Consider the following 14,170-nt stretch of genomic DNA (forward strand, 5'->3'; position numbering starts at 1 on the left):
GTCGCCCATCAGAACCCCCGCGGCGATGGAGAACGGCAGCGGGCCGGCGGCGTCGAACGGCGGCGCCGGCCCCGCGGCGGCTCGTTCGCCGTGCGCAGCTGGTTCGGCCCGGACGTCGTCGACGGCACCGGCGAGGGTCCCGCCCAGGAGACCGCCCGGTCCCTGCTCGAACGCTGCCTGCTCGCCGCCGACCTGCCCAGTCGTACCGACGACGACACGGCGTTGGTCGTCCTGACCACGCTCGCGGTGAACCCGCCGCTGCTGGAGCTTTCCCTGCCCGCTGTGGCCGCGTCGTCCGGACAGGCCCGCACGGCGATCCGCGCCGTCCTGCTCGACTACGGCATCGCCGCCGTCGAGGACGTGACGTTGCTGGTCAGCGAGGTCGTGACGAACGCGGTCCTGCACGCGCGCAGCGACCTGGTGCTGCGCGCGTTCCTGGAGCCCGGCCGGCTGCGGGTCAGCGTCGAGGACCGCGAGGGTGCCTACCTGCCCCGTCCCGGCGCGGCGGCGAGCAACCGGCCGGACCCCGAGTCCGGCTGGGGTCTGCTGCTCGTCGAGGCGCTGTCGATGGCGTGGGGGGTGGAGACCACGGCCAACGGCAAGCGGGTCTGGTTCGACACCGAACTCCCGAACGCCGAACCGGGCGGTCCGCAACCGTCACAGCCACCACAGCTTGAGGGCCGGGCTCCCGACGGTCCGTCCGAGGGCGGTCGTCGACCCGGCGGCCCGCCGCTGCAGGGACGGGGCTGGTCCTGACCGGCGGGTGCGTTCCGGGTCGGACATCCCCTGTTCCTGGAGGTCGGGCGGCGGTACCGCGTGTGACCCGCCGTGGGTCAGGAGGCGGAACGGGGTGGGGTGCGGCTGTCGGCCCGTTGGGCGGTGGAATCCGCGCTTTCGGCCGCGCGGACGATGTTGCGCAGCATGCCGCCGAAGACGATGGCGTGGAACGGGCTGACCGCCCACCAGTAGAGCTGCCCGCTCAGCCCACGCGGCCGGAACACCGCCCGCTGGCGGTAGAGCGCCGCGCCGGCCGGGTTCCCCCTGCCGGGGAGGGCACGCAGCTCCAGCCAGGCATCACCGGGCAGTTTCATCTCGGCACGCAGGCGCAGCAGCCGTCCGGGCTCGATCTCCTCGACCCGCCAGAAGTCCAGCGCCTCCCCGACGTTCACCGACGCCGGATCGCGCCGTCCGCGCCGCGGGCCGACCCCACCGACCAGGGTGTCCAGCCAACCGCGGGCCGACCAGGCCAGCGGCCACGAGTACCAGCCGTTCTCCCCGCCGATCCCCTCGATGACCCGCCACAACCGCTCCGGCGCGGCGGCGACCTGGCTTTCGCGCTCGTCGACGAACAGCGCGCCACCGCTCCACTGCGGGTCGGTCGGTGCGGGTTCTCCCGGTGGCAGCGTGTCGCCGGCACCGCCCGACCGGCTCGACCTGCCCGGCCAGACCGCCGTCGACCAGCGGGTCTCCACGCCACGCTCGCGGACCCGGGCCAGCGCGTGCGTGGCGGCGGCCTCGAAGGTCATCAGGCCGTCCGGCGGGTCCGGGATGAGTCGGCGCACCGCCCCACCGTCGCGCACCACCACCTCGGTGCGCAGCGAGCGCACCAGCGGCCGGGCGATGTCCTTGGGCACCGGGGTGATCAGCCCGACCCACAGGGATGACAGGCCAGGGGAGAGCATCGGAACACCAAGGATGATGCGTGGGCGCAGTCCGTCGACCGCGGCGAAGCGCTGCATCATCTCGGCGTAGGTCAACACGTCCGGTCCGCCGAGGTCGAACGAGCCGTGGACGTCCGCAGGCACCTCGAGCGCGCCGATCAGGTAGTGCAGGACGTCGCGCACCGAGATCGGCTGGATCTTCGTGCGCACCCAGCGCGGGGTGAGCATCATCGGCAGGCGCTCGGTGAGATAGCGCAGCATCTCGAACGAGGCACTGCCGCTGCCGATGATCACCGCGGCCCGCAGGACGAGGGTGGGCACGCCCGAGTCGAGCAGGATGCGGGCCACCTCGTGGCGTGAACTCAGATGCTCCGACAGCCGACCGTCCCGACCGGCTGGCTCGCCGGCCAGGGCGGTGTCGCCGGTGGAGCCGGCGCCGCCGGCGCCGCTGAGGGGGCCGAGGCCGCCGAGGTAGATGATGCGCCGCACGCCGGCCGCACGGCAGGCGGCGGCGAAGGCGGTCGCGGCCTGCCGGTCCACCGCGGAGAAATCTCCGCCACCGTCGATCGAGTGGATGAGATAGTAGGCGACGTCCACCCGGGCTAGGGCCGGGCCGAGCGTCTCCGGCTCGCGGGCGTCGGCGCGGACGACCTCGGCTCGTGCGGCCCAGGAGATGCCGCGCAGCCGGGCCGGATCGCGGGTCATGGCCCGGACGTCATGGCCACGGTCGAGCAGACGAGGGGCCAGCCGGCCGCCGATGTACCCGGTCGCACCGGTCACCAGAATGCGCACCCCAGCTACCTGCCCCGCGCCGGGAGCGAAAATCCCGGGCCGGCGCGGCGAGGTGCCTCACGCCGAGGCGGCCTCCGTCACGTCCGCGCTCAGGTACGCCGACCAGCGCGGATCCATCCGGCGGGAGCCCAGAATGCGCCAGGCGGCTCCGCTCGGCGCTCGAGGCGCCGTGCGAAGCCGCCAGCCGAGATCGGCGACAGCCCGGTCGGCTTTGACGTGGTTGCAGCGACCGCAGGCCGCCACGACGTTCTCCCATACGTGCAGACCCCCGCGGGAACGGGGAATCACGTGGTCGAGTGATGTTGCCGGCGCGTTGCAGTAGACACACCGATGGTGGTCACGGGCCAGCACGCCCTTGCGGGTGAGGGGAACCTGGGAGCGATAGGGCACCCGCACGAACCGGGCTAACCGCACCACGACGGGAACATCGACCGATGTTGCCGCGGACCGAAGAACCTGGCCGGCGGACTCGACCATGACGGCCTTGTCCGTGAGGACCAGGACGAGCGCGCGCCTTTGCGACACCACGCACAGAGGCTCGTACGTGGCATTGAGAACGAGCGCCTCTGCCACGCGCCGACCTCCTGCCCACCGAGGGCCCTTTACGGGCCGATCTGCCCAGCGTCTCCGGTGACAATGGACAGTCAACCGTCTTCGGCGGCAGAACGCGAGCGTGTTTGCATGGTCATCGGGTTTTGGGCCGTGGCGCTGCACATATCTGGTGGCGTTTGTCACTCTCCGCCGATCATTGGGCGGGATGTTGGTTACTCAGCGTCCACGGTTTGCCGACCGTGGTCCCGATGGCGGCCGAATCGGTGTCAGGGCGCCTACGCGGGGGGTAGGGCGCCGGCGGGCGGTCGCCATCGGCGAGACTGATCGCTGATCGCCGTCTCCCGGGGAACCGGCGCGACATCCGTCAGCTCAGCACAGGAAGGTCGACCCACGTCGTGACGCCCGCCTCGTCCCTGCTGGCCGCCCCGCTCGTTCCCGGACTGGGCATGCTCCTGTCCGGCTCGCCCAGCCCCACCGTCGCCGCCACGCCTGCCACCGTGGCGGCGACGGTCACCGCGGTGCCCACTCCCAGTCCGTCGGTCAGCACGGATCCGCTGGTCTCGCTGGCGGGCGTGGCGAACGCCGTGCGGGACGCCTGCGGCACCAACCCCGGCCTGTTGTGCCGCACCGTCTACAACACCACGCACAGCAACTACCTGGCCGCGGGGGCGGAGGTCTTCCTCGGCACTCCGATCCGCATCGTGCTGATTCTGATCATTGCCTTCCTGGTGCGTGCGATGCTGCACCGGTTCATTCGCCGGACCTCGGAACGGGCCGGATCGGGCAACGGTGGCGGGCTGTTTCGCGGGATGCGCGCCGGGACGCTGCTCGGCGCGTTCGGTGATCCGACCGTCCTGATGGAAAGGCGCCGCCAGCGGGCCGCCACAGTCGGTTCACTGCTGCGCAGCGTGACCTCTGTCTTCGTGTTCGGATTGGCATTTCTGAGCATCCTCGGCGAGCTGGGCATCAATCTCGCCCCGATCGTCGCCAGCGCCGGAGTGCTGGGAATCGCGGTCGGATTCGGCGCCCAGAACCTGGTACGTGACTTCCTGTCGGGGATGTTCATGCTGCTGGAGGACCAGTACGGCGTCGGGGATGTCATCGACGTGGGCGCGGTGTCCGGCACCGTCGAGGCGGTCAGCCTGCGCATGACTCGTTTGCGCGACGTGGAGGGCACGGTCTGGTATGTCCGCAATGGCGAGATCACCCGGATCGGGAACAAGAGTCAGCAGTGGGCCCGCACCGTGCTCGACGTTCCGCTCGACTACGACACCGAGGTCGAGGCCGCCAAGCGGGTGCTCGCCCGGACCGCCGACAGCCTGTGGTCGGACGCCGAGTGGAGCGCGGTCATCCTCGACGCGCCCGAGGTGTGGGGCATGGAGACGATGACCGCGGACGGCTACACCCTGCGGGTGGCGATCAAGACCCTGCCGCTCAAACAGTGGGACGTCGCCCGCGAGCTGCGCGAGCGGGTTCGCAACGCGCTGAGCCGTGAGGGCATCGCGCTCGGGTCGGTCCAGCGCAGCGAGGTCACCGTCGTCGACGATGACGAGGAGGAGTCGACCGCGGCCGACGAGGCGGACGAGGACATGCCGCAGCCCGCCGGTTCCGGCGGATCCGGTTCGACGGACATCACCGAGGACGTTCCCCGGCCGCGGATCGACCCGCCGAGCACGTCCCGCATCTGAGCGGACCGGCCGCGGCGCCCGGTCGTGGTACCGGATCCGGGGTCACGACCGGGTTACCCGGGGGTCGTCCGGGGCTGAAGCCCGCCTGAAGACCGCGAAAGGTGTTGCTGAGACGGGTCGGCGGATTGCCGCAGGCCCGGACCGCGGGGGCAGACTGGGACCGTGCGAGTACTGGTGGTGGACGACGACGCGGCCGTGCGGGAATCCCTGGAGCGTTCGCTGCGGTTCGAGGGCTACGAGGTGGCCACGGCCGGCGACGGCCTCGACGCGCTCGCGGCGGTCCAGCGTGACCAGCCCGACATCGTCATCCTCGATGTCATGATGCCCCGGATGGACGGGCTGGAGACCTGCCGCCAGCTGCGTGCCCGCGGCGACGATGTCCCGGTGCTCATGCTCACCGCCCGGGACGGCCTGGCCGATCGGGTCAGCGGGCTGGACGTCGGGGCTGACGACTACCTGGTCAAACCGTTCGCCCTCGAGGAACTGTTCGCCCGGCTGCGGGCGCTGATCCGCCGGGCGGCGCTCGCGGCCCGGGCGACCAGCGTCGCCTCCGGCGGGGCCGGATCGTCAGGTGCCCTGCCGGGCGGCGTCCTGTCCTACGGCGGGGTCGCCCTCGACCAGGTCAGCCGGCAGGTGCACCGCGGCGAGCGGGAGCTGACCCTGACCAAGACGGAGTTCGAGCTGTTGGAGCTGTTCCTCGGTCACCCGCGGCAGGTCCTGTCCCGTTCAACGATCATGGAGCGGGTCTGGGGGTACGACTTCGGCCCCACCTCGAACTCGCTCGAGGTCTTCGTGAGCTATCTGCGCCGCAAGCTGGAGGCGGGCGGCGAGCCGCGGTTGCTGCACACCGTCCGCGGTGTGGGCTATGTGCTGCGCGAGCCCTCGGGGGACCGTACGTGAGCGCGGCGCCCTCCCCGGGCGCCGTTCCCGCACCGGCCTGGGGACGGCCGATCCCGCCCGGCCAGCCGGGTTTCGGCCAGCCAGGTTTCGGTCAGGTCGGGCTCGACGGGCCGTCTGCCGCCGGCACCGCCGGGCGTGGGCGATCGGCGGACAAGAGGTTCGCCCGCCGGTTCGGGGCCGGGCAGCCTTCGGCGCTTCGCCCGTCCTCGCCGTTGGGACGCCTGACGCTGCGGGCCCGCCTCGCGCTGCTGGTCGGGATGGCGGTGGCCGCGGCGGTGGCGGTGGTCGCCGGGGTGTCGCTGGGCGCCACCAGCATCGTGCTGAACAACGCCATCGACGACCAGCTCGTCGAACAGGCCCAGGCGTCGGCGGACACGATCCAGACCAACGCGCTCGGCAGCGGCGTGCAGGCCTTCAGCTTCGGCCTGGAGGGCCAGTTCCTCGACGCCGCCGGCAACCCGCTGGAAAACGCGGTTTCGCCCTGGAACCGGGTGCCGCTGCCGGTGAGCGTCGCCGACGCCGAGGTCGCCCGCCGGGCGCGCACCCAGAACCTGCACACCATCACCGTGGCCGGCCAGTCCTACCGGCTGGTCACCGTCCCGTTGCAACGCCCCGCGGTCGCCGCCGCCCTGCAGCTGGCCCGGCCCACCACCGACGTCGACCGCACGCTGCGCGACCTCGGACTGGTGCTGCTCGTCGTCGGCGTGGTCGGGGTGGTGGGTTCGGCTCTCGCCGGGCGGATCGTCGCGCGGGCCGCGCTCAAACCCGTCGACGCCGCGGCGGCCGCCGCCGAGGAGGTCGCCCGCACGCAGAACCTGTCCGCCCTGATCCCGGTCATCGGCACCGACGAGATCGCCCGGCTGGCCGAAAGCCTCAACAGCATGCTGCGGGCGCTGGAAGCCTCCCGGGCCCGCCAGCGCCAGCTGGTCGACGATGCCAGCCACGAGCTGCGCACCCCCCTGACCAGCCTGCGCACCAACATCGAGCTGCTGCTGCGAGCCGAGGCCAACCCGCACCGCGCCCTGCCCGCGGCCGACCGCCAGGCCCTGCTGCGCGACGTGGACGCCCAGATGCGTGAACTGTCCGGCCTGGTCAGCGAGCTCGTCGAACTCGCCCGGGACGAGGTTCCCGCCGACGAGGTGGAACGACTCGACCTGGCCGACATCGTCCGGGCCGCCGCCGAACGGGCCCGGCGACGGGCCAACGGCAAGGGCATCCTCATCGAGGTCGAGATCGACGGGGACGGTGCCGATCCCACCGCCGGACCAGCCGTCGGATCGGCCGTCGGTGTCGGTGTCGGTGTCGGTGTCGCGGGTTGGCATGCGGTCAACGGCCGGGCGAACCTGCTGGAACGCGCCGTGACGAACCTGCTGGACAACGCCGTGAAGTTCTCCCCGCCCACCTCGGTCGTGCGCATCCGTTGCCAGGGCACCGAGGTCACCGTGACCGACGAGGGACCCGGGATCGCGCCCGAGGACCAGGTACAGGTCTTCGACCGGTTCTACCGGGCCACCTCCGCCCGTGGACTGCCCGGCTCGGGCCTGGGCCTGGCCATCGTCGCCGACGCGGTGGCCACCCACGGCGGCTGGGTGCGGGCCGAGTCCGCCCCCGGCGGTGGCGCCCGGCTGCGGATGTGGCTACCGCCCGCCGGGCCTGCCTCGGCCTTCGACCTCCAGGACGCCTACACCCCGCCCGTCCCGGGGGTCCCCGTCCTCGCGCCGTTCCCCCCTGCGCCGCCTGCCCCCGGGCCGTCCGCGCCCGGCCTGCCCCTGACCAGCCCACCCGCTCCGGGCCGGTCGGACCGGCTTTCGCCATGGAGCCGACCGGTGCTCGAGCCGCCCCAGCCCGGGCAGGGGGGCGACGCCTCATCGGGCCGAGGCGAGAATCCTCCGGTGTGAGCCCAGACGACGCCGCCCCCCGACCCCCAGCCCGCCCTGCACCCGCAGCCCCGACCAGCCCGGAGACCCCGACCAGCCCGGAGACCCCGACCGACCCGGCCCTTGCGGTCGAATCCGCCCTTCCGGCCGATCTGGTCGCGTTGGCCGAGGCCTGCGGCGTGGCGGTGAGGTACACCGACGCCGGGGACCAGCCGGTGCACATCGCCGCGGACACCGTCCGCGCGGTACTGGGCCTGCTCGGGGTCGACCCGAGCGACCCGGGCGCCGCCCTCGCCCACCTGCATGACACCCGGTGGCGTCGACACCTGCCGCCCTGCGCCGTCGTGTCCGCGACCACGCCGGACCCGGTCACGGTGTACCTGCCGGTCGGCGTGGACGTCCACGCCGAGGTGGAGCTGGAGTCCGGCGCACGGGTGGCGCTGGCGCCACCGGGTGCCCCACGGCAACGGCGAGAGCTCGACGGTGCGCCGTGGGCGGCCCGGCTGATCTCCCTGCCGGCCGGACTGCCGCTGGGCGATCATGTCCTGTGGGTCAGGGCCGGGGACCGCCGGTTGCGCTGCCCGGTCATCGCCGTGCCGGACGTGGTGCCGGGGCCGGCGGCCCTGCGGGAGCGCGGGCCGCACTGGCGGGCGTGGGGATGGATGATCCAGCTCTACGCCCTGCGCTCGGCACAGGGCTGGGGCATGGGTGACTACAGCGACCTCGCCGAACTGGCCGCCTGGTCCGGCGCGGCCGGAGCCGACGTGCTGCTGGTCAATCCGCTGCACGCCGCCGCACCGACCCTGCCGGTCGCCGACTCGCCGTACTCGCCGGTCAGCCGGCGCTTCGCCGCGCCCCTGTACCTGCGTCCGCAGGCCACCCCCGAGTACGCCCGGGCCGACGCCCGCACCCGGTCCGCGGTCGACGATCTGGCCGCCCGGGCCCGCCGCGAAGGCCGCCCCGGCGGTCTGCTCGACCGCAACGCCGTGTGGCAGGCCAAGCTCGCCGCCCTGGAACTGCTGTTCGCCACCACCCGTCCCGCCGATCCCGCCGTCTCTGCTGGCTCGTCCGTTCCTGCTGGCTCCGCGGCAGACGGCGGCCCGGCGGCCCGCGTCGATGCGGGCGATGCCGAGGCGGATCTTGCGGACTTCGCCACCTGGTGCGCGCTCGCCGAACGGCACGGGCCGGACTGGCGGGCCTGGCCGGTGGAGCTCGCCCGGCCGAACACCCCCGCCGTGGCCGCCGCCCGGGTCGAACTCGCCGAGCGGATCGCCTTCCACAGCTGGCTGCAACGTCGCTGCGACGAACAGCTCGCCGCCGCACAGGCCACGGCCCGTGCCGCCGGGATGGCGGCCGGCATCGTGCACGACCTGGCCGTCGGCGTCGATGCGGGCGGCGCCGATGCCTGGGCGCTGCAGGACGTTCTCGCCGTGGAAGCGACCGTGGGTGCGCCGCCGGACTCGTTCAACCAGCAGGGTCAGGACTGGGGGCTGCCGCCCTGGCGACCGCAGGCGCTGGCCGAGGCCGGCTATGCGCCGCTGCGGCAGATGGTCGCCGCGGTGCTGCGCCGCGGTGGCGGACTGCGGGTGGACCATATTCTCGGGCTGTTCCGACTGTGGTGGATCCCGCGGGGCGCCGGCGCCGCCCGCGGCACCTACGTCCGCTATGACGCGCGGGCGATGCTCGGACTCATCGCGCTCGAGGCCGCGCGGGCCGACGCGCTCGTCGTCGGTGAGGATCTGGGCACCGTCGAACCGTCCATGGCCACGACGCTGGACGCGGCCGGCGTGCTCGGCTCCTCGGTGCTGTGGTTCGAGCAGGACGCCGACGGCAACCCCCGGCCGCCGGCCCGCTACCGGGCCGCCACCATGGCCAGCCTCACCACCCATGACCTGCCGACGGCCGCCGGCTACCTGGAGGGCGAGCATGTGCGCCTGCGGGCGAGCCTGGGCCTGCTCGGCCGCTCCGAACAGGCCGAGGCCGAGGCGTGGCAGGCCGACCGGGACGCTCTGCTGGCCCTGCTGCGCACCGAGGGCCTGCTCTCCCGCGACCCGAGCTCTCCTGACGCGAGCTCCTCTGGCCCGAGGCCCGCGCCCGTGGACCCGGCTGGTGCTGGCGCCGTGCCGCCCGCGGTGGGGGAGCCGGCCGGGTCCGTGCCGCCGGCCATGCCGGCATCACCCGGGGTGGGGGAGGCGTTCCCACCGGCGGAACTCGACGACTACGTGCTGGGTATGCACCGGCTGCTGGTGCGCTCGCCGTGTCAGGTCGTGCTCGCCGCACCCGGCGACGCACTCGGCGATCGGCACCAGCCGAACCTGCCCGGCACGACCGATGCCTACCCGAACTGGCGGCTGCCGGTGCGCGACGGCGAGGGCGCGGAGGTCACCCTCGAACGGCTGCTGGCCGAACCGGCCGTGGCCCGGCTGGGGGCGCTGCTCAACGAGGTCCGGGGCGGCGCCGAGGTCCGGGCGGGCGCCGAGGTCGGGGTGGGCGCCGGGGAGGGAGAGTCCGAACTCACCACCGGTCGGGGTCGGGAGGTACCCCTGTCGGAGGACCCGGGCACCACTTCCCGGTAACCTTCGCTGCGTGACTCCACGTCCACCGCGGCCCAGGGGCGCCGCATCCCGCCGGGTGCTCACGGTCGCCGGCCTTGCGATGTTCACCGTTGCGGTGTTCGCCGCGACGGCGTCGGCCGCAGAGATCGGGACGAGGTACAACCCCGACCCGTTGACGGTCCTGCAGACCTGGGGTATCTACGGCGGCACCATCGTCGGCGGATTCCTCATCGCGATCCTGCTGGCCGCGTGGTCGAGCCGCCGCGGCGGCCCGGCCCGCTACCGGCCGGGCCAGGCCTGGGAGCACGACGACGTCTGGGTCGGCACCCGTCCCGAGGAGCTCGAGGGCGCCCGCGAGGAGAAAGCGGTGCCGGGAGCAGGTGGAGCCAGTGGCAACTGGTGAGGCGTTCAGCCCCGAGCAGCTCGAACGGCTGGACCGGGCGCTGGAACAGGCCGAGAAGCACAGCGGCATCCCGTTCACCCTGCGGGTCGGCGCGATGCGCGGCGACGCACGCCTGGCCGCCGAGCGGACCCTGTCCACCCTGGTGGCCGACCCGGCGCGGGAGCCGGCCGTCCTGATCGTGGTCTCGCCGGGACAGCGGATCCTGCGGATCTCGACCACCCCGGCGGCCCGCAAACGGATCAGCAACGCCGCCTCGAACCTCGCGGCGCTCTCGATGACGTCCAGCTTCTCCCTCGGCGACCTGGTCGGCGGCCTGACCTCCGGCATCCGCCAGCTCGCCGAGGCCGCCGGCCCCGTCGCCACCACCCCGGCGGCCCTGCGCCCGTCCTCCTCCTCAGCCTCGGCGGGTAGTCCGGCCAGGCACTGAGACAGGCAGCCCACCCGGCCGTCCCGCAGGCCCACCCCCATCGGGACGAACCTGCGGGACCCGGACGGACGGCTTCCCGCCGACCATCAGTCACCTGGTCAGGGCGGGCTATTCCGCTGCTGCAGCGGTGTCCTTCGCTCGGGCCGCGAGCGCGCGGACCAGGCCGTCGCGGCCCTCGAGCAGGGCGCGGCGCAGCGGCGGGGTCGGGTCGCGCTCGGCCAGGTAGGCGTCGACCTTCGCCACCGTCTCGGGGGAGATGACCGACGACGGGAACAGCATCTGGCTGATCGTCGCGGCCGTGTCGAAGCTGCGCGACGTCCAGATGTCGCCGATCTCGGCGAAGAACCGGTCCACGTAGGGCCGGGTGATCTCCTGCTGGTCGGAGATCCAGAACCCGCTCATCGTCGCCACGGCCAGATGGTTCGACAGGGTCGCCGAGTCCATCACCGCCGACCAGGCCGCGGCCTTCGCCTCGGCGGTGGGCCGGGCCGCGCGGGCGGTCGCGGCGCGCTTCTCGCCGGTGGCGGTGCGGTCGCGGGCGAGCTCCGCGTCGATCTCGGCGTCGCCGTACACCCCGCGGGCGACCAGCTGGGTGAGCAGCGTCCAGCGCAGCTCGGTGTCGACCACCAGACCGTCCAGGACGTCGGTGCCCTCGAACAGGGCCCGCACCCGGGCGACCTGCTCGGGGTTCTCCGCCCGGGCGAACGTCGTGGTGAACACCAGCTGCAGGTCACTGCCCGGCGCGGCGGCGCGGGCCAGCTCCTCGGCCCGCTCGGTGAGCGAGCGCAGCGCCGCGGCCCGGTTCGCCGGGTCGCCGTAGGCGTCGATGGTGAGGTCCGCCTTGGCCAGCAGCGACTGCACCACGCCGATGTCGTCCTCGGCGCTCACCCCGGACAGCACGAGGCGGACGTAGTCCCGGGCGGCCAGTTCCGCGTCGCGGGTCATGTCCCACGCCGCCGCCCAGCACAGCGTCCGGGGCAGACTCTGGGTGATCGACCCGATCGACTCGACCAGGGTGGCCAGCGACCGCGGGTCGAGGCGGACCTTGGCGAAGGTGAGGTCGTCGTCGTTGAGCAGCACCAGATCCGGCTGGCGGGCTCCGACGATCTTCGGCACCTCGGTGAGCTCGCCGGTGACGTCGAGCTCGACCCGCTCCCGCCGGACCAGCGCACCGTGGGCGTCCCGGTCGTACAGACCGATGGCCAGGCGGTGCGGGCGCAACGTGCGCGACGCGGTCGGCGGGGCGCTGGCCGGCTCCTGCACGACGTCGAACGAGGTGAACAGACCCGAGGAGTCGGTGGAGAACCGTGGGCGCAGCGTGTTGACGCCGGTTGTTTCCAGCCAGGCGCCCGACCAGGCGGACAGATCGCGCCCGGAGGCGTTCTCCAGCTCGTCGAGCAGGTCCCGCAGCGACGTGTTCGCGTACTCGTAGCGGCGGAAGTACGACCGCAGGCCGGCGAGGAACTCCTCCTGGCCGACCCAGGCGACGAGCTGCTTGAGCACGCTCGCGCCCTTGGCGTAGGTGATGCCGTCGAAGTTGGTGCGCACCGCGTCCATGTCGGGGGCGTCGGCGACGATCGGATGGGTCGAGGAGAGCTGGTCCTGGCGGTATGCCCAGCCCTTCTCGGCGTTGGCGAACGTCGTCCACCCGTTGGTGAACCGGGTGGAGGTGACCTGCGCCAGCACCGACATGTAGGTCGCGAACGACTCGTTCAGCCACAGGTCGTCCCACCAGCGCATGGTGACCAGATCGCCGAACCACATGTGCGCCATCTCGTGCAGGATCGTCTCGGCGCGCCGCTCGCGACGGGCCTCGGTCACCTTCGCCCGGAAGACGTACTCCTCCAGGAAGGTGACGCAGCCGGCGTTCTCCATCGCACCCGCGTTGAACTCCGGCACGAACAACTGGTCGTACTTGCCGAACGGGTAGCGGTAGTCGAACACCCGGTGGTAGAAGTCGAAGCCGGCCTTGGTGATCTCGAACAGCTCGCCGGGGTCGAGGTGTTCGGCCAGCGAACGGCGGCAGAACAGCCCCAGGTCGATGCCGTCATGGTGGTCGCGCACCTCGTGGTACGGGCCGGCGACCAGGGCCGTGATGTAGGTCGACATCACCGGCGTCTCGAGGAAACGGATCGTGCGCACCCCGAGGGCAGCCTCGGCGGTCGCGGCCACCGCGCCACCCGAGATCGCCGACCAGTCGGCCGGCACCGTCACCGTCAGGGTGAACGTGGCCTTGAGGTCGGGCTGGTCAAAACAGGCGTACATCCGGTGCGCGTCGTACGTCTCGAACTGGGTGTAGAGGTAGACCGCGTCGTCCACCGGGTCGACGAACCGGTGCAGCCCCTCGCCGGTGCGCGAGTAGACGCCGGTGCCGACGACGCGCAGGTTGTTGGCCTCGGCGAGGCCGTCGAGGCGGATCCGCTCCCCGTCGAAGACGTCGGCGGGGTCGAGCGCCCGGCCGTTGAGCACGACCTCGTCGAGGCCGGCGGCCGCGAGCTCGATGAACGTCGACGCCCCCGGCTCGGTGCTGGTGAAGATGACCCGCGTCGACGTGCGGAAGTGCTCCGGGCCCGTCGTCAGGTCGAGTTCGACGTCGTAGGACGCCACGTTGAGCAGGCGGGCGCGCTCGCGCGCCTCGTCGCGGGTGAGATTGTTGGGCACCCGGTTCCTCTCAGCTTGCCGCTTGCGCGTCGGCTCGCAGCTTGTTCGGACGTTGGCCGGCGCCAGTCGACGCGGCTCACACCGAGGCCCAGTCTCGCACGTCACGGTCGGGCCCGGACCCCGCCGGCAGACCCTCCGTGGCCGGTACACCGCCCGCGACCGCCGTGAATTGTCGGGTTTCGCGCCCCGCCGCTCCCGTCGGCGAGGCTGGTACGGCACGATGGCGACATCTCCCGCGCGGCGGGCGGACGCCAGGCTCACACAGCGGGCGGGCAGCAGGGTCCGCGCAGCGGGTCGGCGGCGCCGCACGGACGGTGCCGGGAGGGAGCGCGGGTGAAGCGGGTCGCAGGACTCGGCCGTGTGTCGGTGCGGGCACGTTCTGCTGCGGCTGCCTCGGTGGCTGCCTCGGTGGCTGCCTCTGCGGCCGACCCCGTGGCTGGCTCCGGCACGCCCGCGGCCGGTCCCGCGGCCTCTCCGGCCGGTGCCTCTCCGCCGGGTGTCTCTCCGCCGGGGGTCTCGCCGTCCGGGCCGGCTTCAGCCGGCGCACCCTCGTCCGGTTCGCCGCCATCCGGTGCGCCCGCGCGCGGCGGCCTGCTGCCGCGCCGGCTGCGGGAACTGCGAGCCGCGGCGCGGGCCGGCCATCCGGGCCGGACC

General features: G+C 73.2%; 10 protein-coding genes. 7 read left to right on the forward strand and 3 right to left on the reverse strand.

The features are described 5' to 3' along the window. Positions 1-756 (forward strand): ATP-binding protein (locus ND747_RS13555; protein ID WP_251733887.1); only part of this gene is annotated, 756 nt, incomplete at its 5' end. A gap of 77 nt (positions 757-833) precedes the next feature. Here ND747_RS13555 and ND747_RS13560 read toward each other — a convergent pair. Both ND747_RS13560 and ND747_RS13565 read right to left on the reverse strand, forming a co-directional pair. Next, the gene (locus ND747_RS13560) at positions 834-2,453 is read right to left on the reverse strand and encodes an SDR family oxidoreductase (protein ID WP_251733888.1); all 1,620 of its coding nucleotides are present in this window, start codon (positions 2,451-2,453) and stop codon (positions 834-836) included. Between the two features lie 57 nt (positions 2,454-2,510). Continuing rightward, positions 2,511-3,026, reverse strand: coding sequence for an HNH endonuclease (locus ND747_RS13565; RefSeq protein ID WP_251733889.1), 516 nt, complete (start codon positions 3,024-3,026; stop codon positions 2,511-2,513). Positions 3,027-3,451: 425 nt separating this feature from the next. Between ND747_RS13565 and ND747_RS13570 the strand changes: the two genes are divergently transcribed. The 6 genes from ND747_RS13570 (at position 3,452) to ND747_RS13595 (ending at position 10,855) form a co-directional block, all read left to right on the forward strand. After that, a complete protein-coding gene (locus ND747_RS13570; protein ID WP_251733895.1) occupies positions 3,452-4,693 on the forward strand; it encodes a mechanosensitive ion channel family protein in 1,242 nt (413 codons plus the stop codon). A 162-nt stretch (positions 4,694-4,855) separates the two neighbouring features. Continuing rightward, on the forward strand, positions 4,856-5,593 hold the full coding sequence (locus ND747_RS13575; RefSeq protein ID WP_251733890.1) for a response regulator transcription factor: 738 nt from the start codon (positions 4,856-4,858) through the stop codon (positions 5,591-5,593). A 257-nt stretch (positions 5,594-5,850) separates the two neighbouring features. Beyond that, positions 5,851-7,491, forward strand: a complete 1,641-nt coding sequence (locus ND747_RS13580) for a HAMP domain-containing sensor histidine kinase (RefSeq protein ID WP_251733896.1) — start codon at positions 5,851-5,853, stop codon at positions 7,489-7,491. After that, positions 7,407-10,046, forward strand: coding sequence for a 4-alpha-glucanotransferase (malQ, locus tag ND747_RS13585; RefSeq protein ID WP_251733891.1), 2,640 nt, complete (start codon positions 7,407-7,409; stop codon positions 10,044-10,046). Before ND747_RS13580 ends, malQ begins: the two co-directional genes overlap by 85 nt. Positions 10,047-10,056: 10 nt before the next feature. After that, the gene (locus tag ND747_RS13590) at positions 10,057-10,428 is read left to right on the forward strand and encodes a hypothetical protein (RefSeq protein WP_251733892.1); all 372 of its coding nucleotides are present in this window, start codon (positions 10,057-10,059) and stop codon (positions 10,426-10,428) included. Continuing rightward, positions 10,415-10,855, forward strand: coding sequence for a DUF5130 family protein (locus ND747_RS13595; RefSeq protein WP_251733893.1), 441 nt, complete (start codon positions 10,415-10,417; stop codon positions 10,853-10,855). Before ND747_RS13590 ends, ND747_RS13595 begins: the two co-directional genes overlap by 14 nt. 108 nt (positions 10,856-10,963) lie before the next feature. Here the strand turns inward: ND747_RS13595 and pepN are convergent, their stop codons facing one another. After that, positions 10,964-13,516, reverse strand: coding sequence for an aminopeptidase N (gene pepN, locus ND747_RS13600; protein ID WP_251733894.1), 2,553 nt, complete (start codon positions 13,514-13,516; stop codon positions 10,964-10,966). Between the last annotated feature and the right edge of the window lie 654 nt (positions 13,517-14,170).

This window comes from Frankia sp. R82 (assembly GCF_023716925.1).
Lineage (GTDB): Bacteria > Actinomycetota > Actinomycetes > Frankiales > Frankiaceae > Frankia.